The organism is Enterobacter roggenkampii (genome assembly GCF_001729805.1).
Taxonomy (GTDB): Bacteria; Pseudomonadota; Gammaproteobacteria; order Enterobacterales; family Enterobacteriaceae; genus Enterobacter; species Enterobacter roggenkampii.
The window spans coordinates 2,976,085-2,997,837 of record NZ_CP017184.1 but is presented as its reverse complement, the minus strand read 5'-3'; the positions used below and the strand labels follow the sequence as shown (position 1 = coordinate 2,997,837).

Genomic DNA, 21,753 nt, shown 5'->3' with positions numbered 1-21,753 from the left:
ACGTAAACTGGATAACGGGTAATCTGTTATCCAGAATTTAATATTAAATTTATTGGTGTGCTGATGAAAACTTTAAATATAAATGATTCGCGATTGTATTTGCTGATTTGTTTATTATTTGGCGTTATTTACGTTACTAATGCCTGGTCACCTTCTTCTTATAGCTTGGCTTTAGACGGGATCGGCATTGATGCACACCCAGATTTTGGCAAAGCTAGAGCAATCCGTTCGGATGAATGGGTTGTACAAACCCCTCTTACTCAGGCTTTAGTAAATAATGGCTTTGAGCGTTTTAATCATACGTCAATTTATAAAGAAGATTTGCGAATTAATTATGGTTTGCCTATTTTTGACTGGGGTCTGATCTTTAAACCGGCGCAATGGGGTTATCTTATTCTGTCGCCTGCATATGCTTTTTCTCTTTATTATTTTGCATTGTTTGCTTTTTTTGTGATTGGTTTTCAGAAAATTATTAAAATCATGGGTGCAGATGAACTTTCTGCTTTCCTGCTTAGTGTTGCTTTCTATTTTACCGGAAGCGTACAGTTCTGGTGGACAGTAAATGCTTCAACATTTGCTTTTTTTCCTTGGGTGCTTTATTCCTTATATAATATAAAGTCTTCTTCGATTTACGCCATTCTTTTATTCTGGTTCTTGGCCTGCTGGCAAATCGGTAACCTTTATCCTCCTTTTACGTACGCTTTGTTATTAGTTGCTATAGTATGGATTTGGAATGTAGTTGATCTACGTACTGTGAAGTTGCGGGAGCTTATTCTGGCTATTGCCGCTGGTATTGCTGCTGTAGTAGTTGTTTATTTATACTTCCATGACTATATTGAACTCATGAAAAACACCGTTTATCCCGGTGTTAGGAGTGAGAACGGTGGTAGTATTATTTCCTGGGCGATGTTCCAATCGCTTTTCTTTCCATCGCTTTGGTTTGATAAAAACTACGAATTGCTGAAGTGGAAAGAAATAAGTAATATTTGTCAAATTTCAACTTGGGCTACACTTTTACCTGTTCTTATCTTGTTTTATACAAATTATAAAAAAGTACGATTAACACTTTCATTTAATCTGCTTGATAAATTCTTAATTCCAGCGCTGTGCGTTATGATTATGTTGTTATGGACGATGTTCCCAGTCCCAGCAGCGTTAGGGAAATACCTTTTCCTTGATAAAGTTCCTGCTGTGCGAATGATGCTAGGTCTTGGATTGGTTGTTAATATACTAGCTGTGATAGCGCTTATTCGTATTCCTTTAAATGTTACTGCGCGCCGGATTGGAATTTTTACAATCATTTATGCTGGATTGTTTATCATTTTTAAAGGTGGAATAAAACCTGCACAAGTAGAACTGATTGCTCTTTTGATAGGCGCGTTGGTTAGTTTAGTCCTCATTCGTTTCAAGAATAATGCCATGCTGGTTCTATCAAGCATAACTGTCATATATTCATTAGCTGTGTTCTTTGCTTTCAATCCATTGCAGGATTCAAGATTTATTTTCCATAAAAATTATCAAACACCAGCAATTGAAATATATAAACAGCAGGTTAATCAATATGGAGTTGCTTTGGCTGCAATGTCCGGTTCGATTATTAATGGTTTAGGATATCCTTCAGGAAATCATGTGCTCACAACTCCACAGTTAGCATTCTGGTATAAAAAATTCCCAAATCTTAATAAAGAGGAAATGAACAAAGTATTCAACCGTTATGCACATATTCATCTTGTCCCTGAAAGCAACGTAATTGAACTCAGTGCAACAGATGTCATTTCCGTTCCTCAGCGTTGTTTTATGTCCGGTATTGATACCCCATGTAAAAATGTTTCTATTAAGAAGTAATTAAATGAATAAGTTAATTTTGTTTTTTATATGTGGCGTAATTCAATTCGGACTTGATACGATAATTTTTACCTGCTTAACAAGTGTAGGTCTAAGTGTCGTTTTAGCAAATGTTTTTTCTCGAGGTTTGGCTGCATGCGTTGGTTATTACATTAACGGCAGATATACTTTTAGAAAAAAAGTGGACAGATATGTATTCCTAAAGTTTGTTGTCTATTGGTCAGGAATGACGCTGCTAAGTACACTGCTGATATATATGATTGAATATTTTTTATTAAGTACCTCATCAATAAAACTCATGGCGCTTACAAAAGTAGTCGTTGAGATTTTTTTATTCTTTATTAGTTTCTTAATCGCTAAAATTTGGGTTTATAAAAAATGACGACCATGGCGAATGATTTTAAAATTGCAGTCGTAATTCCCTGCTACAAAGTAAAGGAACATATCTTAAAAGTTATTGCTGATATTGGGGACGAAGTCTCATTTATTTACGCAGTGGATGATAAATGCCCAGAAAAATCTGGAGAATATATCCTTGAGAACTGTAAAGATAAACGTGTTCGCGTTTTATTCAATCAGGAAAACCAAGGTGTGGGCGGTGCGGTTATCCATGGTTATAAAGTTGGTCTCACTGAAGGCGCCGATGTTTTTGTTAAAGTAGATGGGGATGGGCAAATGGATCCAACCCTCATTAAGCTGTTTGTGCGTCCCATTCAGCATGGTGAAGCAGACTATACGAAAGGTAATCGGTTTCACGAAATTGAAGGGTTGAAGCCGATGCCGAAGATCCGTCTTTTCGGCAATGCTATTTTGTCGTTTATGACTAAATTTTCTTCTGGGTATTATAAAACTTTCGACCCTACCAATGGATATACTGCAATCTCAGCTATTGCTTTAAAAAAATTGCCTTTAGACAAAATTAGTAAACGATATTTTTTTGAATCTGATATTCTTTTTAGATTGAACGTCGTAAGCGCTAAAGTTTTAGATATCCCAATGGATGCTGTTTACGGTGATGAGGTATCAAACCTTAATATTAAGAAAATATTATTTCCTTTTTTGAAAGGTAATATTAAGAATCTTTGTAAGCGTATATTTTATAATTATTTCCTTCGTGGGTTTTCGATTGCCTCTATTGAATTAGTATTAGGAACATTACTCTTCATCTTCGGGATCATTTATGGTACTGGTGCCTGGTATCACTCTGTCGCAACGAATACTCCGGCAACAAGTGGTACAGTGATGCTCGCTGCGTTACCTATTATACTTGGCGTACAATTTTTATTGTCGTTTATTCAGGCAGATATAGAGAGTCAACCAACTGTTGCGCTGACACGCTTGTTAGGTCATGAGCGAGGCAATGAGCGTGGGCTATAGCGCATCAGTTGCTATATCTTTAGCTGAGTATTGAGTTAACATAATTATTACTTGCTTTTAAGCCCGCCAGGTCTTTATCTGGCTGGGTATCCACACCTGACAGGAGTATGTAATGTCTAAGCAACAAATCGGCGTTGTCGGTATGGCAGTGATGGGGCGCAACCTGGCGCTCAACATCGAAAGCCGTGGTTATACTGTCTCCGTTTTCAACCGCTCCCGTGATAAGACCGAAGAAGTGATTGCCGAGAACCCAGGCAAGAAACTGGTCCCTTTCTATACGGTGAAAGAATTCGTTGAATCTCTGGAAACCCCTCGTCGTATCCTGTTAATGGTGAAAGCGGGCGCGGGTACCGATGCTGCTATCGACTCCCTGAAGCCTTACCTCGAAAAAGGCGACATCATCATTGATGGCGGTAATACCTTCTTCCAGGACACCATTCGTCGTAATCGTGAACTGTCTGCTGAAGGCTTCAACTTCATCGGCACCGGTGTTTCCGGTGGTGAAGAGGGCGCGCTGAAAGGCCCATCCATCATGCCTGGCGGCCAGAAAGAAGCATACGAGCTGGTGGCGCCTATTCTGACAAAAATCGCAGCTGTTGCAGAAGATGGCGAGCCGTGTGTGACCTATATCGGTCCGGACGGTGCAGGGCACTATGTTAAAATGGTGCACAACGGCATTGAATACGGCGATATGCAGCTGATCGCGGAAGCATATTCCCTGCTGAAAGGCGGCCTGAACCTCTCCAATGAAGAGCTGGCGGAAACCTTCACCGAGTGGAACAAAGGCGAGCTGAACAGCTACCTGATCGACATCACCAAAGATATCTTCACGAAGAAAGATGAAGAGGGTAAATACCTGGTTGATGTGATTCTGGATGAAGCAGCGAACAAAGGCACCGGTAAATGGACCAGCCAGAGTTCTCTGGATCTGGGCGAACCGCTGTCTCTGATCACCGAATCTGTCTTCGCGCGTTACATCTCTTCCCTGAAAGAGCAGCGCGTGGCAGCATCTAAAGTGCTGTCTGGCCCGCAGGCTAAACCTGCGGGTGATAAAGCGGAGTTCGTTGAGAAAGTGCGTCGTGCACTGTACCTGGGGAAAATCGTTTCTTACGCGCAAGGCTTCTCTCAGCTGCGTGCGGCATCAGACGAGAACAACTGGGATCTGAACTATGGTGAAATCGCGAAGATCTTCCGCGCGGGCTGCATCATTCGTGCACAATTCCTGCAGAAAATCACCGATGCCTATGCTGAAAACGCCGGTATCGCCAACCTGCTGCTGGCACCGTACTTTAAGAAAATTGCGGACGAATACCAGCAGGCGCTGCGTGACGTGGTTGCCTACGCTGTGCAGAACGGTATCCCGGTTCCGACCTTCTCTGCTGCAGTAGCCTACTACGATAGCTATCGTGCTGCGGTACTGCCGGCTAACCTCATTCAGGCTCAGCGTGATTATTTCGGTGCGCATACTTATAAACGTACAGATAAAGAAGGTGTGTTCCACACGGAATGGCTGGACTAATCTGATTTAGCCTCAGGTTGTTATATAAACCCGGAGATATTCTCCGGGTTTTTTTTCACCAAAATCACAACCATATATTCGAAGTAGTCTGAATGTTGTACCTGGATGGGCTATTCTTGAGGCTTCGCCTTGACACTCCCACAAGGCAGGAGGTAAAAAGCCCTACAGTTATTGATTATCGTGATGGCCCTGCGGTCATCTCTACAGCTCACTTACAGAAGTTATTCGCGAATGAAAATAACAATTTCCGGTACAGGTTATGTAGGTCTCTCCAACGGTATTCTGATTGCTCAGAACCACGAAGTGGTTGCGCTGGATATCGTGCAGGCTAAAGTGGACATGCTTAACAAGAAGCAATCCCCGATTGTAGATAAAGAGATTGAAGAGTATCTGGCAACGAAGCCGCTAAACTTCCGCGCAACCACCGACAAGCAGGATGCTTACCGTGGGGCGGACTATGTGATTATCGCCACGCCGACCGACTATGATCCTAAAACCAACTACTTCAACACGTCGAGTGTTGAGTCGGTTATCCGCGATGTTACGGAAATCAACCCGAACGCGGTGATGATCATTAAATCCACCATCCCGGTTGGTTTTACCCAGTCCGTTAAAGAAAAATACGGCATTGATAATGTCATCTTCTCACCGGAGTTTCTCCGTGAAGGGCGTGCGCTGTACGATAACCTGAACCCATCACGTATCGTTATTGGTGAGCGTTCAGAGCGCGCCGAGCGGTTTGCCGCGCTGCTCCAGGAAGGGGCGACCAAAAAAGATATCCCGACGCTGTTTACCGATTCGACCGAAGCGGAAGCCATCAAGCTTTTTGCTAACACGTATCTTGCCATGCGTGTGGCATATTTTAACGAGCTGGACAGCTATGCAGAGAGCCTGGGGTTGAATAGCCGTCAAATTATCGAAGGCGTTTGTCTGGATCCACGTATCGGCAATCATTATAACAACCCGTCGTTTGGCTATGGCGGTTACTGCCTGCCGAAAGATACTAAGCAGCTGCTGGCTAACTATCAGTCTGTTCCTAACAACATCATCTCGGCGATTGTTGATGCCAACCGGACGCGCAAAGATTTTGTTGCTGATTCAATCCTTTCCCGTCAGCCGAAAGTGGTGGGCGTCTATCGCCTGATTATGAAAAGTGGTTCAGATAACTTCCGTGCCTCTTCCATTCAGGGCATCATGAAGCGCATTAAGGCCAAGGGTGTACAGGTCATTATTTATGAACCGGTAATGAAGGAAGATGAGTTCTTCCATTCCCGCGTGGTGCGCGATCTGGATGCATTCAAGAAAGAGGCGGACGTGATCATCTCTAACCGTATGGCGGAAGAGCTGGCGGACGTTGCGGATAAAGTGTATACCCGCGATTTGTTCGGTAGCGACTGAATAGTGTTCGTAACAAATAAAAAACCCGGCGCATTCGCCGGGTTTTGTTTTTTAGACCTTGTAGAAATTACGATACCAGTCCACAAAATTCTTCACGCCTTCCTTCACCGACGTCTGCGGCTTAAAGCCAATGACGTCATACAGCGCCGTGGTATCCGCGCTCGTTTCCAGCACGTCACCAGGTTGAACAGGCATCATATTTTTCTCTGCTTCTTTGCCTAACGCCTCTTCCAGCGCGGTGATGTAATCCATCAGCTCCACGGGCGCACTGTTGCCAATGTTGTAAACGCGATACGGGGCAGAGCTGGTCGCCGGGGACCCTGTTTCAACGGTCCAGTTCGCATCGGCTTGAGGGATAACGTCCTGCAGACGGATAATGGCTTCGGCAATATCATCGATATAGGTAAAATCGCGCTTCATCTTGCCGTAGTTGTAAACGTCGATGCTTTTACCTTCGATCATCGCCTTGGTAAATTTGAACAGTGCCATATCAGGTCGGCCCCATGGCCCATACACGGTGAAAAAGCGCAGGCCGGTTGTCGGCAGATTGTACAAATGAGAGTAGGTGTGCGACATCAGTTCGTTGGATTTTTTCGTCGCGGCATACAAGGAAACCGGGTGATCAACCGAGTCATCGGTGGAGAACGGCATCTTCCGGTTCAGGCCGTAAACAGAGCTGGAAGAAGCATACAGTAAATGCTGCACCTTATTGTGTCGGCAGCCTTCCAGTACGTTGAGATGGCCAATAAGGTTTGATTGCGCGTAAGCGTGCGGATTTTCAAGAGAGTAACGTACGCCAGCCTGCGCGGCGAGGTGGATCACGCGGTCAAATTTCTCAGTAGCAAACAGCGAGGCCATCCCTTCGCGATCCGCCAGATCCAGCTTATGGAAAGTGAAATTGTCGGACGTAAGCAGATCCAGTCGTGCTTGCTTCAGATTGACATCGTAATAGTCATTAAGGTTATCAATTCCTACAACCTGATGTCCTGCCTGCAACAGGCGCTCGCTGACGTGGAAACCGATAAAGCCGGCAGCGCCGGTGACCAGAAATTTCATCTTCAACCTCAATGTTAAATGAGTAACTCTTAACGCATAAAATCGTGCGTTACACTATCGGCTGATGATACCCGCTCGCGAAAGGAATGATAACTGCTTTATTACAGGAAAAGGGGAGGCGAGAGCTCCCCCGGTAGGGTGTTTATTTATGTCTTTTACGTAAATTCTCAATCACCGCCGTCAAATCCAGCGCCTGATCCTGCAGCAGCACCAGCAGGTGATACATCAAGTCAGACGCTTCGTTCGTCAGCTCCTCACGGTCATGCACGGTCGCGGCCAGCGCTGTCTCAACGCCTTCTTCACCCACCTTCTGTGCAATACGCTTGGTTCCGCTGGCGTACAGCTTCGCGGTATAAGAACTCTCCGGATCCGCCGTTTTACGCTCCGCCAGCAGCTGCTCCAGTTGGTACAGGAACAGCCACTGGTGACTCGCCTCTCCAAAGCAGCTGCTGGTGCCCTTATGGCAGGTCGGACCGATGGGGTTTGCCAGTACCAGCAGGGTATCGTTATCGCAGTCCGGCGTAATGCTTACTACATTCAGGAAATGGCCCGAGGTTTCGCCTTTGGTCCACAGGCGCTCTTTCGTGCGGGAGTAAAACGTCACTTTGCCGCTGTCGATCGTTTTCGCCAGCGCGTCCTGGTTCATATAGCCCAGCATCAGCACTTCGCCTGAGACGGCATGCTGGACAACCACCGGCAGTAATCCGTCCGTTTTTTTCCAGTCCAGCTGCGCCTGTTGTTGCTCTGTTAACATACCCTGATCTCCACGCCCTGGTCGGCCAGGTACGTTTTTAACTCACCAATATTAATAATCTGTTTGTGGAACACGGAAGCGGCCAGCGCGCCGTCCACGTTCGCATCGCGGAAGGCTTCGAGGAAATGTTCCATGGTGCCCGCGCCGCCGGAGGCAATCAGCGGAACGTGGCAGACCGCACGAACTTTTTTCAGCTGTTCGAGGTCATACCCGTTACGCACGCCGTCCTGGTTCATCATGTTGAGGACAATCTCGCCCGCGCCACGCTTCTGCACTTCCTGCACCCAGTCGAGCGTTTCCCACTGCGTCACGCGCGTGCGGCTTTCATCCCCCGTGTACTGGTTGACGTGATACTTGCCCGTTGCGGCGTCATACCAGGTGTCGATCCCAACCACAATACACTGCACGCCAAAACGATCGGCGAGGCGGGTAATGAGCTCCGGGTCGGCCAGGGCAGGGGAGTTGATGGAAATCTTGTCGGCACCAAACGAGAGAATTTTGGCGGCGTCGTCGGCGGATTTAATCCCGCCCGCCACGCAGAACGGAATATCGATCACTTCCGCCACGCGCGCGACCCAGCTTTTGTCGACCACGCGGCCATCGCTGGACGCGGTAATATCGTAGAACACCAGCTCGTCTGCGCCTTCATCGGCATAGCGTTTTGCCAGCGGAACGATGTCGCCAATGATCTCGTGGTTGCGGAACTGCACGCCTTTCACGACCTGGCCGTCACGCACGTCCAGGCAAGGGATTATCCGTTTTGCCAGCATTGAATCGCCTCCGTCACCGTAAATTTACCTTCCAGCAGGGCCCGGCCCACAATCACGCCCTGTACCCCCGTTCCGCGCAGCGCGGCAATATCGGCTAAGTCACCGATGCCGCCAGATGACTGGAACGCCACCTGCGGATAACGGGCGCAAACTTCTTCATATAAAGAAACGTTGGAACCCGCCAGCGTGCCGTCACGGGAGATATCCGTACACAGCACGTGCTTGAGGCCAACGGGCAGATAGGTATCAACTAGCGCCTCCAGCGTCACGCCGGAGTTTTCCTGCCAGCCGCTGACCGCCACCTGCTTATTACCCTGTTCGTCAATGCGCACGTCCAGCGCCAGCACCAGCGCGTCGGCGCCAAAGCGGCGGAACCAGCCCTTCACCGTCTCAGGATCTTTGACGGCGGTTGAACCGACCACCACGCGCGCCACGCCCGCATCCAGCAGCGCGGCAACGTCATCTTCCGTACGGACGCCGCCGCCGACCTGTACCGGCACATCAATACCGGCAACCAGATTTTTAAGCAGCGGGATCTGGCGTTTTGCCGGGTCTTTCGCGCCCGTTAAATCCACCAGATGCAGCACCTGTGCACCCTGAGCGGCATAATCCTGCAGGCGCGGCAGCGGGTCCTTTCCGTAGTCGCGCTGTTGACCGTAATCGCCCTGATGAAGACGGACAACCGTGCCGTCAATTAAATCTAACGCGGGAATAATCATCACATCTCCAGGAAGTTTTTCAGCAGCTGCGCGCCCGCGGCGCCAGAGCGCTCCGGGTGAAACTGCACGCCGAAGAAATTGTCTTTCTGTACGGCAGCCGTAAACGCCTCGCCGTAAGTGCACTGGGCGATCGTATTCACGTTCACCGGCATGGCGTAGCTGTGCACGAAGTAAAAGTACGCACCGTCTTCAATGCCGCGAAATAGCCGGTCGCCCGCTTTGGCGTACACGCGGTTCCAGCCCATATGCGGCAGAGGCAGGCCGTGATCGGTCATTTTCGGCACGTCTTCGTCGATAATGCCCAGCAGGTCAACGCCGTTGCTCTCTTCGCTGCGGCGGCCCAGGATCTGCATACCCAGGCAAATGCCCAGCACCGGTTGGGTACATGCTTTGATCAGATCGACCAGCTCGCGCTCGCGAATCTGATCCATCGCGGCCTGCGCAGTGCCCACGCCCGGCAGAAATAACTTGTCGGCACGCAGCACCACGTCAGGGTCACGGCTGACCACCGGTTCGTAGCCGTGGCGGGTGATGGCCGACTTTACGGAGTTGAGGTTGGCGCATCCGGTATCCAGAATCACCACGTTCATTACAGCACTCCTTTTGATGAGGGCAGGGCGTCACCTTCCACGCGAATTGCCTGGCGCAGCGTGCGGCCAAAGGCCTTGAAGAGACTCTCCACGCGGTGGTGGTCGTTCTTGCCTTTGGTCTTCAGGTGCAGCGTCAGGCCCATGGTGTAGGACAATGAACGGAAGAAGTGCTCCACCATTTCGGTGCTCAGATCGCCCACGCGCTGGTAATTGAAGTCTGCTTTATATTCCAGGTGCGGACGGCCGGAGATATCCATCGCGCACCGCGCCAGACACTCGTCCATTGGCAGGACAAAGCCAAAACGGTTGATACCGCGTTTATCACCGAGCGCCAGCTTCAGGGCTTCACCCAGCGCCAGGCCGGTATCTTCCACGGTGTGGTGATCGTCAATATAGAGGTCGCCTTTTACCGCGATCTCCATGCGGAAACCGCCGTGGGTGGCAATCTGGTCCAGCATGTGGTCGAAGAAACCCACGCCGGTGTGGATCTTGCTGCCGCCTTCGCGGTCCAGCCAGACCTTCACATCAATCTGCGTCTCTTTGGTGTTGCGTTCAACGTGCGAGTAGCGGTCGCGTTTTGTCAGCTGCTCGCCAATCATCGCCCAGTTAAGGTTGTTGCGGTCATAGCGCAGCCCCGCGATGCCCATGTTCTCCGCCAGCGTAATATCGGTGATGCGATCGCCGATGACATAGCTGTTGGTCTTATCCAGCACATCCTCCGCCAGATAGCGCTCGACCAGCTTCACCTTTGGCTTACGGCAGTCGCACTCGTCGGCTGGCATGTGCGGGCAAATCAGCACTTCATCAAACACCACGCCCTGAGAAGTCAGCACCTGCATCATCAGATTATGCGGGCCGTCAAAGTCTGCCTGCGGGAAGCTGTCGGTACCCAGACCGTCCTGGTTGGTGATCATCACCAGCTTGTACCCGGCTTTTTGCAGCTTGAGCAGCACCGGGATCACGTCAGGTTCAAACGCCAGCTTGTCGAATCGGTCGACCTGAAAATCAGCTGGTGGCTCCGAAATAAGGGTGCCGTCACGATCGATGAAAAGGATCTTCTGGGTCATACTTTCTCCGCTTTCAGGGCGTCAATCACGCGCTGGCTCTCTGCACGGGTGCCGACGGTAATGCGCAGGCAGCCACTCAGAGAAGGTTGTTTATTCTGGTCTCGTAAGATAATGCCCTGATCCCATAAAGATTTAAATACGGCGCTGGAAGCGGTAAAGCGCACCAGGATGTAGTTGGTTTCCGAGTCGAACACCTGCTCCACGCACGGGATATCCTTCAGGGCGGTCACCAGGTACTGACGTTCCTCCAGGATTTGCGCCACGCGCTCGCGCATCGCGTTAATCCCCTGAGGCGTCAGCGCCTGTGCCGCAATATCGGCAACCGGCGTTGAGAGCGGGTACGGGGCGATCACCTTCAGCAGCAGGTCAATGACCTCTTTATTCGCCAGGGTGAATCCGCAGCGCAGACCCGCGAGGGCGAAAGCCTTCGATAGCGTACGCAGCACCACCAGGTGCGGATACTCCTCCAGCCAGCCAGCCAGCGTCGCCTGCGGGCAGAACTCGATGTAGGCTTCGTCCGCGACCACCAGGGCTTTACCGCGCGTCATCTCCAGCAGGGTACGGATATCCTGCGGGTTAATAATCTGCCCGGTCGGGTTGTTTGGGCTACAGACAAACACCACTTTTACGCCGTCAAGATTGTCGGCAATCCCCTGCAGATCCAGCTGCCAGTTCTCCAGTGAGAGCACGTTGCGGCACGCCACCCCGAAGGTTTCCGCGCTGACGCTGTACATACCGTAGGTCGGCTGGCAGTACATTACCGCGTCTTTGCCCGGCTCGCAGAAGGCACGGATCAGCAGTTCAATGCCCTCATCCGCACCGCGACTGACCAGCACCTGCTCTGGCTTCACGCCAGCATACTGCGCGTAGTTCTCAATAACCGCCTTCGGCTGACACTCCGGATAGCGGTTAAGCGTTTGCTGCGACAGCTCAAACTGCACCGCCGTTGGATATTCGTTGGCGTTCAGCCAGACATCCCCTTTACCGCCCAGACGACGCGCAGACTGGTAAGGCGTCAGGCGACGGACATTTTCGCGGGCTAATTCTTCAATGTTCATGCTTGCTCCTTCAGGGCTGCAACGCGCAGCGTAACGGCGTTTTTGTGAGCGGTCAGGCGCTCGGCGGCGGCCAGGGTTTCAATAGTGGACGCCAGTGAGGCAAACCCTTCGCGGGAGAGTTCCTGCACGGTCATGCGTTTCTGGAAATCCGCCAGCCCCAGGCTGGAACAGGTTGAGGTATAGCCATACGTTGGCAGCACGTGGTTGGTGCCGGAGGCGTAATCGCCCGCGGATTCCGGTGACCAGTCGCCGAGGAACACCGAGCCCGCGCTGGTAATGCTGTCGACCAGATCGCGCGCATTGCGGGTCTGAATAATCAGGTGCTCCGGACCGTACTGGTTAGAAATGGCAATGCACTGCTCGAGATCGCGCGCCACAATCAGACGGCTGGCCGCTAACGCCTGGCGTGCCGTGTCGGCGCGGGGCAGGTCGGCAAGCTGACGCTCCACGGCTTCACCCACGCGTTTCGCCATATCGGCATCCGGCGTCAGCAGGATAACCTGCGAGTCCGGGCCGTGTTCCGCCTGGGAAAGCAGGTCAGACGCGACGAAATCTGGCGTTGCGCCGCTGTCGGCAATCACCAGCACTTCAGACGGGCCGGCAGGCATATCGATGGCCGCGCCGTCCAGACGCTGGCTGACCTGACGCTTAGCCTCGGTCACATACGCATTGCCCGGGCCAAAGATTTTGTCGACCTTGGGAATGGATTCCGTGCCGAATGCCAGGGCGGATATCGCCTGCGCGCCGCCCACTTTATAGACCGCCTGCACGCCGCACAGCTTCGCCGCGTAAAGGATCTCGTCGGCAATCGGGGGCGGTGAGCACAGCACCACTTTCTGACACCCGGCAATGCGTGCGGGAGTCGCCAGCATTAGCACGGTGGAGAAAAGCGGGGCAGAGCCGCCGGGAATATAGAGGCCGACGGACGCAACCGGGCGCGTCACCTGCTGGCAACGCACGCCGGGCAGGGTTTCGACATCCACGGTCTGCAGCTTTTGCGCGGTGTGGAAGGTATCAATGTTTTTCACCGCGACGGCCATCGCCTGCTTGATGTCATCACCCAGGCGATTGCTGGCATCAATGATTTCCTGCTCGGTAACCTCTAATGCGCCGACGTCCGTCTTATCAAACTTCGCGCTGTATTCACGCAACGCGTCATCGCCGCGGGCTTTGACGTTATCCAGGATCTCCGCCACGGTGCGCGAGATGCTTTCAGAGGCGGAAATCGCCGGGCGCATCAGCAGCTCGCGCTGCTGTGCGTCGCTACAGGTATTCCAGTCGATGATTGTGTTAAAGCTCATGGCTATTACTCCATCATCTTCTCAATCGGCAGCACCAGGATGGAGCTTGCGCCCAGCGCCTTCAGTTTTTCCATGGTTTCCCAGAACAGGGTTTCGCTGCTCACCATGTGCATCGCCACGCGCTGCTGATCGCCTGCCAGCGGCAGGATGGTTGGACGCTCGGCGCCCGGCAGCAGGGCAATCACTTCATCCAGACGCTCGGTTGGGGCGTGCATCATGATGTATTTGGATTCACGCGCCTGAATCACGCCCTGAATACGGGTCAGCAGTTTGTCGATCAGCTGCTGCTTAGCGTCGGCCATCTCGCCGTCACGCTGGATCAGGCACGCTTTGGAGCGGTAGATCACCTCCACTTCGCGCAGACCGTTCGCTTCCAGCGTCGCGCCGGTAGACACCAGGTCACAGATGGCGTCCGCCAGACCCGCACGCGGCGCCACTTCTACAGAACCGTTCAGCAGACAGGATTTAAACTGCACGCCTTTCTGATCCAGATAGCGCTTTAGCAGGTGAGGGTAGGAAGTGGCGATACGTTTGCCGTTCAGCGCGGCTGGGCCGTCCCACGCTTCATCAACCGGCGTCGCCAGCGACAGGCGGCAGCCGCCGAAGTCCAGACGACGCAGGGTGAAGTAACGCGGGTCTTCGCCCTGCGCGCGGCGGGTCAGCAGCTCTTCTTCCAGCACGTTTTCACCGATGATGCCAAGGTCAACGACGCCATCCATCACCAGGCCGGGAATATCGTCATCACGCACGCGCAGAATGTCGATGGGCATGTTTTCAGCCAGAGCAATCAGGCGCTGGGTGTGCAGGTTAATTTTAATCCCGCAGCGGGCCAGCAGTTCGCGTGAATCGTCACTTAAACGGCCTGATTTTTGAATAGCTATGCGTAAACGTGAGTTATCTAACATTCTTTATTCCTCGTTAACCTGTTTTAACCTGTCTGAATTCGGTCCAAAAAAAAGCCCCCGGAAGAAGATCTTCCGGGGGCTTTTTCATGCGTTCATGCACCACTGGAAGATCCAAACGTCTTCCAGCACACATCGCCTGAAAGACTAGTCAGGATGATGGTGATGATGGTGGTGTTTAAATTGAACGCGTGTCATATAAATTCTCGATGAATGCTTATTCATTTGATGTCTTTTAACCTAAACCAGTTGTGCGACATATTGCAAGGGCTTTTTTTGATCATTAATTCATTTCATATTGATGCTATGAATTGTGTGTTCTGCCGGGCTGGCGTAGCCTTATGAAAGACGAGTGAGAGTCAGGAGAATTCGCATGAAAAAGGTCGCGATTGTCGGTTTAGGATGGCTGGGAATGCCGCTGGCGATGTCATTAGCCGCGAAAGGCTGGCAGGTGACCGGGAGCAAGACCACCCGAGATGGGGTCGAAGCGGCGCGCATGTGCGGTATTGAGGGCGTTGAACTGCGTCTGGAGCCGGAACTGGTGTGTGATGCGGACGATCTGGACACGCTGATGAACGTCGATGCGCTGGTGATTACGCTACCCGCGCGGCGCAGCGGCCCGGGTGAATCATTTTATCTGCAGGCGATGCAGGAGATAGTCGACAGCGCGCTGGCGCATCACGTACCGCGCATTGTTTTTACCAGCTCGACGTCGGTCTATGGCGATGCTGAAGGCGTAGTGAAAGAGACTTCCGAGCGCCGTCCCGTTACCGCGAGCGGTCAGATCCTGAAAGAGCTCGAAGACTGGCTGCACAATCTTCCCGGCACGCAGGTCGATATCGTTCGTCTGGCGGGGCTGGTGGGCCCTGGCCGCCATCCGGGACGCTTCTTTGCCGGAAAGACTGCGCCAGACGGCCAGCATGGCGTGAATCTTGTCCATCTTGAGGATGTTATTGGCGCAATTGAGCTACTCTTACAGGCTCCGAAAGGCGGACACATCTATAATATATGTGCACCGACTCATCCGGCGCGCAGCACCTTTTACCCGCTGATGGCACGTCAGCTGGGCCTGGCTCCGCCGGTCTTTGGTGAGGCAAAAGATGGCAGTAAAGGCAAAATTGTTGATGGCAATCGCATTTGTCATGAGCTGGGGTTTGAGTATCAGTATCCCGATCCGCTGGTGATGCCCATGGAATAAGTTCCGCAGCGGAGACGATCGCACACCAGAAGGGGGCGAGCATGAAACCGCTGCTGGATGTTCTTATTATTCTGGATGCACTGGAAAAAGAGGGGAGCTTTGCCGCTGCGTCGGCAAAGCTCTACAAAACCCCTTCGGCCCTGAGCTATACCGTCCAAAAACTGGAAAGCGACCTCAATATCCAGATCCTCGATCGCTCCGGGCATCGCGCACGCTTTACCCGCACCGGACAGATGCTGCTGGAAAAAGGCCGTGAAGTCCTCCATACCGTTCGTGAACTCGAAAAACAGGCCGTCAAACTGCATCAGGGATGGGAAAACGAGCTGGTGATTGGGGTGGATGACACCTTTCCGTTTTCTCTCCTGACGCCGCTGATTGAAATGTTTTACCAACATCACAGCGTCACCCGGCTTATTTTCATCAACGGCGTGCTGGGCGGTTCCTGGGATGCCTTAACCCAGGGCAGGGCGGACATTTTTGTCGGTGCATTGCATGAGCCTCCCCAACTCAGTGAATTTGGTTTTGCCCGCCTTGGCGTGCTGGAGCAGGTATTTGCCGTGGCGCCTCATCATCCGCTGGCTCAGGAGCCCGAGCCGCTTAACCGCCGCGTGATTAAAGGCTACCGCGCGATTGTAGTGGGTGACAGCTCTCGCCCGGAATGTGCGGTCTCCTCGCAGCTGCTTGATGAGCAGGAAGCGATTACCGTTTTCGACTTTAAAACCAAGCTTGAGCTGCAAATTAGCGGTCTGGGCTGCGGCTATTTACCCCGCTATCTGGCGCAGCGCTTTATTGACAGCGGTGCGCTTGTTGAAAAACAGGTACTTGCTCAAAACAGCCATGAATCGGTGTGGGTGGGCTGGAATGAACAGACCGCCGGGCTGGCGAGTGCCTGGTGGCGGGACGAAATTTTAGCAAATAGTGCTATCGCTGCTGTATATGCTCAGGGCAGCGTCGAGAAATCAGCCAGTTAGCAAAAAGAAAATTACCCGGTGCGTTGCAAAGTATTGCCTTTTGTATCCGATGTGGGGCAAAATGCCGCCGCTGCAACCAAATGAATAATCGACGATATAAAAGGCGTCGGTTATTTTTTTTTGCATGTACGAAACGAAACTAAAAACCAAGAGGCCGGGCTTCGTACCGGATAGATATTTACTAAAATCCGACAGTTGTTGTCGCTGAGGAAGAAAGAAATGGGGCAATTTTTCGCTTACGTGGCGGTTATCACCGTAAAGGAGAATAACTATGTCGCATAACGCAACTCCAAACACCTCTCGCGTGGAATTACGTAAAACGCTTACGTTGATTCCGGTTGTTATGATGGGCCTGGCCTATATGCAACCGATGACGCTGTTTGATACATTCGGTATCGTATCAGGCCTCACAGACGGTCATGTGCCAACGGCATATGGCTTCGCGCTGATTGCGATCCTCTTTACCGCGCTGAGCTACGGTAAACTGGTGCGTCGCTATCCGTCTGCGGGTTCCGCTTACACCTATGCCCAGAAATCCATCAGCCCGACGGTTGGCTTTATGGTGGGCTGGTCTTCGCTGCTCGACTATCTGTTCGCGCCGATGATCAACATTCTGCTGGCAAAAATCTATTTTGAAGCGCTGGTGCCGTCGATTCCATCCTGGATGTTCGTTGTGGCGCTGGTGGCCTTTATGACGGCCTTTAACCTGCGCAGCATCAAGTCTGTCGCCAACTTTAACTCCGTTATCGTTGTGCTTCAGGTTGTGCTGATTGCGGTTATTCTTGGCATGGTGATTTACGGCGTATTCCACGGCGAAGGCGCGGGCACCCTGGCGAGCAGCAAGCCGTTCTGGTCTGGTGATGCGCACGTTATCCCGATGATTACCGGGGCAACCATTCTGTGCTTCTCCTTTACCGGTTTTGACGGGATCAGCAACCTGTCTGAAGAAACCAAAGATGCAGAGCGCGTAATTCCTCGTGCCATCTTCCTGACGGCGCTGATTGGCGGTCTGATCTTTATTTTCTCGACCTATTTCCTGCAGCTGTACTTCCCGGATATCTCTCGCTTCAAGGATCCGGATGCGTCTCAGCCGGAAATTATGCTGTACGTGGCGGGTAAAGCGTTCCAGGTCGGCGCGCTGATCTTCTCCACCATCACCGTACTGGCGTCCGGTATGGCCGCGCATGCAGGCGTTGCGCGTCTGATGTACGTAATGGGCCGCGATGGTGTATTCCCGAAAAGCTTCTTCGGCTACGTGCATCCAACCTGGCGTACCCCGGCGATGAACATTATCCTGGTCGGTGCGATCGCGCTTCTGGCGATTAACTTTGACCTGGTGATGGCAACGGCGCTGATTAACTTCGGTGCGCTGGTGGCGTTCACCTTTGTTAACCTGTCGGTTATCTCTCAGTTCTGGATCCGTGAAAAGCGTAACAAGACGCTGAAAGATCACTTCCAGTATCTGTTCCTGCCGATGTGCGGTGCCCTGACCGTGGGCGCGCTGTGGGTTAACCTGGAAGAGAGTTCGATGGTGCTTGGCCTGATTTGGGCGGGTATCGGTCTGGTTTACCTGGCCTGCGTCACGAAGAGCTTCCGTAACCCGGTTCCACAGTACGAAGACGTCGCGTAAGACTGTGTCGGGTGGCGGCTATGCCTTACCCGACCTCCATACCCCGTAGGCCCGCGTAAGCGCCGCCCCACCGGGCAAAAAAAAGCCGGAGACATCGCCTCCGGCTTTTTTATACCCATCGATCAAACTATCTCTTGCGCGTACTGGAACAGGGATTTCAGCAGCGCCTGTTTCTCAGCATTCCCTTCATTCTGGCCGTAAAGCATCTCCAGCTCCTGTGCATAGCTGTGCAGGTACTCTGGCGTAAATACGTTGCGACGATGCTGCAGCCAGCGTTCCTGCTCGGCTTCATCCAGCGTGCCGGGGTAATTACGCGCGCGGTAATTAAACATCAGCTTTTCGATGCGCTTATCGGCGAAGGTGATATCCAGCGCCGGTAAGTTACGCGGCTCTGTTTGCAGAACGATATTCATGGCCGCGCGATCGGCATCGCTGAAGAAACCGTTATAGAGTTGGGCGTCCACGTTTTCAGACGGCACGAACGGCTCGGCTTCGGCAAAAATGGTCACGACTTTCTCGCGCACCTGCGGATTTTCACGCAGCACTTTGAGATTATCGAGGCAGTGCTGGCGGTTAATGCCCAGCCTGTCAGCATCTTCCGGGCGCAGCGTATTCGCCTGCGCCAGGACCGGACATTTATTGATATGCACCAGTTTGACCGGCACCGCCGGCAGATCGCCGAGCTCGTTTTTCGGGGTATAAAGCCGTTCGCGCAGGGTATCGCTGTCGAGTTCGAGCAGCGGTGAAATATCGCCCGCCAGGTCCACCATGATGACCGCATTACGGTTGTCCGGATGCCAGGCCAGCGGCGCAACCCAGCTGGTATTGCCGCGCCAGGCGCCAAACATGCCGGAAATATGCACCAGGGGCTTCATCTGCGGTACGTCGATAAGGGTCATGAGCTTCTGCTTGCTTCGGTGGCTCAGCAGATATTCAAACAGCCGGGGCTGTGCGCTTTTCACCAGCTTTGCCATGGCAATGGTGGCATAGACGTCCGCCATCGCGTCGTGGGCATTGCTGTGCTCGATACCGTTGGCGCGCGTCAGGTGTTCCAGCCGGAAGCTTGTCAGACCTTCCTCATTTTCCGGCCAGTGAATGCCCTCAGGACGCAGGGCGTAGCAGGCGCGCATGATGTCGAGTAAATCCCAGCGTGAATTGCGGTTCTGCCAGCTCCAGGCGTAGGGATCGTAGAAGTTGCGATAGAAGATGTTGCGCGTCACTTCGTCATCGAAGCGGATGTTGTTGTAACCGACCACGCAGGTATTGGGAACGGTAAACAGGTCGTGGATGCGTCGGGCGAATTCTGCCTCGTTAACGCCTTTTTCCCGCGCTTCCTGCGGGGTGATCCCGGTGACCATGACCGCGCCGGGCTGCGGCAGGTAATCATCCGCCGGCTTGCAGTAAAAGACCTCAGGCTCGCCGATGATGTTGAATTCGTCGTCGGTACGGATGGCGGCAAACTGCGCCGGTCGGTCCAGCGCCGGATGCGTGCCAAAGGTTTCGTAGTCGTGGAACAAAAAAGTCGGGCGAGCGGCAGAGTCAGACACCAGTAATACCATCCTGTTAAAAAATGACGTCACTATGGTAAACGATCGTGCGGGTCAGACCGAATAAAAAGCACCGCCGCGTCGCAAATTTGCGCGCCAGCTTCAGAGAAAAATCTGCGTTCTGTCACATTTTTTTGCAATTAAGCCAGGTAACGACATCAGAACTCCCGTAAAAAGGTCATCGATTTTTAATGACCTGAGGATATACCGTTGAAACGCCGTCTGTTTATTGCTGTTTCTTTACTCGCTTCGAGTGTCTCATCTGCTTTTGCGGCCGAACCACTGGATTTTTCGCCGCAGCCTCCGGCCATTCAGGCTGGCTCCTGGGTGCTGATGGATTACACGACTGGTCAGATTTTAACGGCGGGCAACGAACATCAACAACGTAATCCGGCGAGCCTGACCAAGCTGATGACGGGTTATGTGGTGGATCGGGCCATTGATAGCCACCGCATTACCCCGGATGACATCGTCACCGTAGGGCGTGATGCCTGGGCAAAAGGGAACCCGGTGTTTGACGGTTCATCGCTGATGTTCCTGAAGGAGGGCGATCGCGTCACCGTGCGCGATCTGAGCCGCGGCCTGATTGTCGATTCCGGCAACGACGCCTGCGTGGCGCTCGCCGATCACGTGGCGGGCGGGCAGCCGCAGTTCGTGAAGATGATGAACGACTATGTGCAGAAGCTGAACCTGCGTGATACCCACTTCGAAACCGTCCACGGGCTGGACGCGCCGGGCCAGCATAGCTCGGCGTATGACCTGGCCGTTCTCTCCCGGGCCATTATCCACGGTGAGCCCGAGTTTTATCATATGTACAGCGAAAAGAGCCTGACATGGAACGGGATCACCCAGCAGAACCGTAACGGCCTGCTGTGGGATAAGACCATGAACGTAGACGGGCTGAAAACGGGGCATACCTCGGGGGCCGGCTTTAACCTGATTGCATCCGCTGTTGACGGTCAGCGTCGTTTGATTGCCGTTGTAATGGGAGCGGACAGCCCGAAAGGGCGTGAGGACCAGGCCCGAAAACTGCTGCACTGGGGGCAGCAGAATTTCGATACGGTGCAGATCCTGCATAACGGAAAAAAAGTGGGAACGGAGCGCATCTGGTACGGCGACAAGGAGCAGGTAAAACTGGGCACCGACCAGGACTTCTGGCTGGCCTTGCCGAAAGCGGAGGTGCCCAATATCAAAGCCAAATACGTGCTGGATAAAAAAGAGCTGGAAGCGCCGATTGCCGCGCATCAGCGTGTCGGGGAGATCCAGCTTTACGATCGCGACAAGGTGGTAGCCCACTGGCCGCTGGTAACGCTGGAAGCCGTTGATAAAGGCGGCCTGTTCTCTCGTCTGAGCGATTATCTGCATCACACGCTTTAACCGCCGATGAGCAGACTGGCAGGGTTGCGAGTCTGCTCACATAATAAACACTCCTTGTTTGCTGATAATGATAATCCAGTTTTATAGTGTATAAATATACAGTGATAAGCGGAGGTAGCATGGACTACAGCATTACGCAGCAACAGAAACGTAAGATTGCCGGTTTTCATTTGGTCGGTCCGTGGGAACACACGGTAAAACAGGGCTTTGAACAGCTGGTCATGTGGGTCGACGGGCGTCACATTGAGCCGCTGGAGTGGGTGGCGGTCTACTACGATAACCCCGATGAGGTCCCGGCCGAAAAACTGCGCTGCGATACGGCCGTTACCGTACCGGACGATTTTGTGATCCCGGAAAACAGCGAAGGCGTCATGATGACGGAAATCGCGGGAGGGGATTATGCCGTGGCGACGGCGCGTGTGGAAAACTATGACTTTGCCACGCCGTGGTATCAGTTCTTCAATTCCCTGCTGCAGGACAATAAGTATCAAATGGCGCTCAAACCCTGCTTCGAGCGCTACCTGAATGACGGCAACGCGGACGGCTACTGGGATATTGAAATGTATATCGCGGTTGAGCACAAACCGGTTTAGGCCTGCTGAATAAAGGGTTTTTCAGCCGGGACCGTTCCGCCCGGCTGAAAACACAGTACAATTGTGATTTGCCGTGTAGCT

The 21,753-nt window shown here is 52.4% G+C and carries 22 protein-coding genes and 1 other annotated feature; of the genes, 11 read left to right on the top strand and 11 right to left on the bottom strand.

Features of this window, described 5'->3' with window-relative positions; translation table 11 throughout:
- Window positions 1-63 precede the first annotated feature (63 nt).
- The 5 genes from BFV67_RS14130 (at window position 64) to ugd (ending at window position 6,139) form a co-directional block, all read left to right on the top strand.
- Window positions 64-1,845 (top strand): DUF7657 domain-containing protein, encoded by a 1,782-nt coding sequence (locus BFV67_RS14130; RefSeq protein ID WP_069598521.1) that lies wholly within the window; start codon window positions 64-66, stop codon window positions 1,843-1,845.
- 4 nt (window positions 1,846-1,849) lie between these two features.
- A complete protein-coding gene (locus BFV67_RS14125; RefSeq protein WP_069598520.1) occupies window positions 1,850-2,227 on the top strand; it encodes a GtrA family protein in 378 nt (125 codons plus the stop codon).
- Entirely contained in the window at window positions 2,224-3,222 is a 999-nt protein-coding gene (locus BFV67_RS14120; protein WP_032663239.1) for a glycosyltransferase family 2 protein, read from the top strand. The genes BFV67_RS14125 and BFV67_RS14120 overlap by 4 nt, the downstream gene beginning before the upstream one ends.
- 112 nt (window positions 3,223-3,334) lie before the next feature.
- The gene (gene gndA / locus BFV67_RS14115; protein WP_023325612.1) at window positions 3,335-4,741 is read left to right on the top strand and encodes an NADP-dependent phosphogluconate dehydrogenase; all 1,407 of its coding nucleotides are present in this window, start codon (window positions 3,335-3,337) and stop codon (window positions 4,739-4,741) included.
- 231 nt (window positions 4,742-4,972) lie between these two features.
- Window positions 4,973-6,139, top strand: a complete 1,167-nt coding sequence (ugd, locus tag BFV67_RS14110) for a UDP-glucose 6-dehydrogenase (protein ID WP_021241437.1) — start codon at window positions 4,973-4,975, stop codon at window positions 6,137-6,139.
- 51 nt (window positions 6,140-6,190) lie between these two features.
- Here the strand turns inward: ugd and BFV67_RS14105 are convergent, their stop codons facing one another.
- The 10 genes from BFV67_RS14105 to hisL form a co-directional block, all read right to left on the bottom strand.
- Window positions 6,191-7,195 carry an NAD-dependent epimerase gene (locus BFV67_RS14105; RefSeq protein ID WP_045354326.1) on the bottom strand — a complete coding sequence of 335 codons (1,005 nt, stop codon included), beginning with the start codon at window positions 7,193-7,195 and terminating at the stop codon, window positions 6,191-6,193.
- A gap of 142 nt (window positions 7,196-7,337) precedes the next feature.
- A complete protein-coding gene (gene hisIE / locus BFV67_RS14100) occupies window positions 7,338-7,949 on the bottom strand; it encodes a bifunctional phosphoribosyl-AMP cyclohydrolase/phosphoribosyl-ATP diphosphatase HisIE (RefSeq protein ID WP_039266702.1) in 612 nt (203 codons plus the stop codon).
- A complete protein-coding gene (hisF, locus tag BFV67_RS14095) occupies window positions 7,943-8,719 on the bottom strand; it encodes an imidazole glycerol phosphate synthase subunit HisF (RefSeq protein WP_023330862.1) in 777 nt (258 codons plus the stop codon). Before hisF ends, hisIE begins: the two co-directional genes overlap by 7 nt.
- On the bottom strand, window positions 8,701-9,438 hold the full coding sequence (gene hisA, locus BFV67_RS14090; RefSeq protein ID WP_069598519.1) for a 1-(5-phosphoribosyl)-5-[(5-phosphoribosylamino)methylideneamino]imidazole-4-carboxamide isomerase: 738 nt from the start codon (window positions 9,436-9,438) through the stop codon (window positions 8,701-8,703). Before hisA ends, hisF begins: the two co-directional genes overlap by 19 nt.
- On the bottom strand, window positions 9,438-10,028 hold the full coding sequence (hisH, locus tag BFV67_RS14085; protein ID WP_021241433.1) for an imidazole glycerol phosphate synthase subunit HisH: 591 nt from the start codon (window positions 10,026-10,028) through the stop codon (window positions 9,438-9,440). Before hisH ends, hisA begins: the two co-directional genes overlap by 1 nt.
- Window positions 10,028-11,095: a bifunctional histidinol-phosphatase/imidazoleglycerol-phosphate dehydratase HisB gene (hisB, locus tag BFV67_RS14080; RefSeq protein WP_023344483.1), complete on the bottom strand. Its 1,068-nt coding sequence runs from the start codon at window positions 11,093-11,095 to the stop codon at window positions 10,028-10,030. The genes hisH and hisB overlap by 1 nt, the downstream gene beginning before the upstream one ends.
- Window positions 11,092-12,153 carry a histidinol-phosphate transaminase gene (gene hisC, locus BFV67_RS14075; RefSeq protein ID WP_021241431.1) on the bottom strand — a complete coding sequence of 354 codons (1,062 nt, stop codon included), beginning with the start codon at window positions 12,151-12,153 and terminating at the stop codon, window positions 11,092-11,094. The genes hisB and hisC overlap by 4 nt, the downstream gene beginning before the upstream one ends.
- Window positions 12,150-13,454: a histidinol dehydrogenase gene (hisD, locus tag BFV67_RS14070; protein ID WP_023294782.1), complete on the bottom strand. Its 1,305-nt coding sequence runs from the start codon at window positions 13,452-13,454 to the stop codon at window positions 12,150-12,152. The genes hisC and hisD overlap by 4 nt, the downstream gene beginning before the upstream one ends.
- 5 nt (window positions 13,455-13,459) lie before the next feature.
- The gene (gene hisG / locus BFV67_RS14065) at window positions 13,460-14,359 is read right to left on the bottom strand and encodes an ATP phosphoribosyltransferase (RefSeq protein ID WP_000886595.1); all 900 of its coding nucleotides are present in this window, start codon (window positions 14,357-14,359) and stop codon (window positions 13,460-13,462) included.
- A 45-nt stretch (window positions 14,360-14,404) separates the two neighbouring features.
- Window positions 14,405-14,528, bottom strand: a sequence feature (His leader region).
- Entirely contained in the window at window positions 14,504-14,554 is a 51-nt protein-coding gene (gene hisL, locus BFV67_RS24225) for a his operon leader peptide (RefSeq protein WP_001364200.1), read from the bottom strand. It overlaps the preceding feature by 25 nt.
- A 175-nt stretch (window positions 14,555-14,729) precedes the next feature.
- Here hisL and BFV67_RS14060 point away from each other — a divergent pair, with 175 nt between their 5' ends.
- The 4 genes from BFV67_RS14060 (at window position 14,730) to plaP (ending at window position 18,155) form a co-directional block, all read left to right on the top strand.
- Window positions 14,730-15,554 carry an SDR family oxidoreductase gene (locus BFV67_RS14060; protein ID WP_069598518.1) on the top strand — a complete coding sequence of 275 codons (825 nt, stop codon included), beginning with the start codon at window positions 14,730-14,732 and terminating at the stop codon, window positions 15,552-15,554.
- A gap of 41 nt (window positions 15,555-15,595) precedes the next feature.
- Entirely contained in the window at window positions 15,596-16,525 is a 930-nt protein-coding gene (locus BFV67_RS14055) for a LysR substrate-binding domain-containing protein (RefSeq protein ID WP_021241428.1), read from the top strand.
- 219 nt (window positions 16,526-16,744) lie between these two features.
- Window positions 16,745-16,807 carry a membrane protein YoeI gene (yoeI, locus tag BFV67_RS24220; RefSeq protein ID WP_099458931.1) on the top strand — a complete coding sequence of 21 codons (63 nt, stop codon included), beginning with the start codon at window positions 16,745-16,747 and terminating at the stop codon, window positions 16,805-16,807.
- Window positions 16,797-18,155: a putrescine/proton symporter PlaP gene (gene plaP / locus BFV67_RS14050; protein ID WP_008499462.1), complete on the top strand. Its 1,359-nt coding sequence runs from the start codon at window positions 16,797-16,799 to the stop codon at window positions 18,153-18,155. Before yoeI ends, plaP begins: the two co-directional genes overlap by 11 nt.
- Window positions 18,156-18,277: 122 nt before the next feature.
- On the opposite strand, the gene sbcB is transcribed toward plaP, so the two are convergent.
- Window positions 18,278-19,714, bottom strand: a complete 1,437-nt coding sequence (gene sbcB / locus BFV67_RS14045) for an exodeoxyribonuclease I (protein WP_404997214.1) — start codon at window positions 19,712-19,714, stop codon at window positions 18,278-18,280.
- Window positions 19,715-19,912: 198 nt separating this feature from the next.
- Here sbcB and dacD point away from each other — a divergent pair, with 198 nt between their 5' ends.
- Complete coding sequence (dacD, locus tag BFV67_RS14040; RefSeq protein WP_008499464.1) at window positions 19,913-21,079, top strand: serine-type D-Ala-D-Ala carboxypeptidase DacD; 1,167 nt, start codon at window positions 19,913-19,915, stop codon at window positions 21,077-21,079.
- A 119-nt stretch (window positions 21,080-21,198) separates the two neighbouring features.
- Window positions 21,199-21,672, top strand: coding sequence for a DNA gyrase inhibitor SbmC (gene sbmC, locus BFV67_RS14035; protein ID WP_008499465.1), 474 nt, complete (start codon window positions 21,199-21,201; stop codon window positions 21,670-21,672).
- Window positions 21,673-21,753: the final 81 nt, after the last annotated feature.